This is a genomic window from Bradyrhizobium sp. INPA03-11B (genome assembly GCF_040446015.1).
GTDB classification, from domain to species: domain Bacteria; phylum Pseudomonadota; class Alphaproteobacteria; order Rhizobiales; family Xanthobacteraceae; genus Bradyrhizobium; species Bradyrhizobium macuxiense_A.
Genome location: NZ_JASGSR010000260.1, coordinates 1 through 1640 on the forward strand (window position 1 = coordinate 1; position 1640 = coordinate 1640).

Sequence of the window (1640 nt, forward strand, 5' to 3'; positions counted from 1 at the left end):
CTTCAGAGGCGCGCGAGTCCTTGATCGCGACCTCGAGCTCCGGCGGGACCGGCGCGCGGCCGCCATTGTAATAGGCGTCCTTGGTGAACATCAGCGAATAGGTCAGGCTAGGATCGGGCCGGCCGGTCCAGGCCGCCAGCAGGCCGGAGCCCTTCTTCTCCGGACCGAAGAATGCGGCGGAGGCTTCCGCGATCGGCGCGTTGACGAAGCGCACATTCATGCCGGCCTTGCGGAACTGCTCGATCAGGATCTCCTCGCGCTGCACCGAATCCTGGTCCGAATAGCCGCCGATCTCGATCGGGGTGCCCTCCTTGAAGCCGGCCTCCGCGAGCAGCTTGCGCGCCTTGCCCGGATCGTAGGGATAGAGTTTTGCGACCTCGGCATCATAGGCCCAGTGCGACTTCGGCAGGTTCACGTAGGCGGGTTCGGCGAGGCCGGCGAGCGCTGCCTTGACGAAGGACTCGCGGTCGATCGCGAAGTTCAGCGCCTGGCGGACCTTGACGTTGTCGAACGGCGGCTTGGCCCAGTTCAGGAAGATCTGGAACACGTAGAGCGTCGGGCCGTGCACCACCTTGACGCTCGAGGCGCGCTCGATGATCGCCTTCTGCCGCGGCGGCAGCTGATAGATCAGATCGTTCTGGCCCGCCGAAACCGAACGCGCGCCCGTCGTCAGTTCCGGAATGATCGAGAATTCGATGCCGTCGGGATATGGCCGGTCCGGCTTCCAGTATTTCGCGTTGCGCTTGAGCACGATCTTCTCGCCATCAGCCCAGCTCACGAACGCATAGGCGCCGGCGCCGACCGGCTTGCGCGTCACGACGCCGCCCTCGGCCGCCTTCAGCGCCGTCGGCGACACCATCATGCCGGCGCGGTCGGAGAGGATGCCCGGCAGCGCGGTGTCCGGCGTCTTCAGCTTCAGCGTGACCTGCTGCGGCCCGGTGACCTCGGCCGAGGCGACCGAGAGCAGGTCGGCCTTGATGTTCGACTTCGCATCGCTCCGATTGCGATCGAGGTTGAACTTCACTGCCTCCGCATCGAGCGGCGTGCCGTCATGGAACGTGACGCCTGAGCGGATGTTGAGCACCAGCGTGGTGGGATCGGTGAACTTCCAGCTCTCAGCAAGCCCCGGCTTCGGCTTCAGCGTGTCGAATTCCCATTCCGTCAACGTGTCGTACATCGTGAACAGGAAAGCGTGGTCGGAGCCGGCGCCGCCGGTCGCGGGATCGAGGCTCGACGGGTTGGCGGGCGCCGAGATCCGCAAGGTGCCGCCCTTCTTCGGCGCGCCTTGTGCGAATGATCGGCCGCCGATCGTGGTGGCGGCCAATGCGCCCGAGATCAGCGCCATGGCCTCGCGTCTGGTCGTCATTGTCATGGCATGAATCTCCAATTGCTAGTTCTGCGAAAAATTCGGGCGGTCGGCGAAATGGCAGGCCACCCAGTGATCGGGCTTCAGCTCGCGCCACTCCGGCACACGCTCGGTGCAGAGCGGCTGCGCGTGCGGGCAGCGGGTGCGGAAGCGGCAGCCTGACGGCGGATCGATCGGGCTCGGCACCTCGCCCTGCAGCACGATGCGGCTCTCCTGCCGCATCGCCGACGGCAGCGGCCGCGGCTCGGCCGACAGCAGCGCGATGGTGTAGGGA

General features: G+C 66.2%; 2 protein-coding genes. Both read right to left on the reverse strand.

The window, feature by feature from the left end:
- Positions 1 to 1372, reverse strand: a 1372-nt coding sequence (locus QMZ05_RS40790) for an ABC transporter substrate-binding protein (protein WP_353705883.1), incomplete at its 3' end; no start/stop codon positions are given.
- 18 nt (positions 1373 to 1390) lie between these two features.
- The coding region (locus QMZ05_RS40795; protein ID WP_353705884.1) for an oligopeptide/dipeptide ABC transporter ATP-binding protein at positions 1391 to 1640 on the reverse strand (250 nt) is incomplete at its 5' end.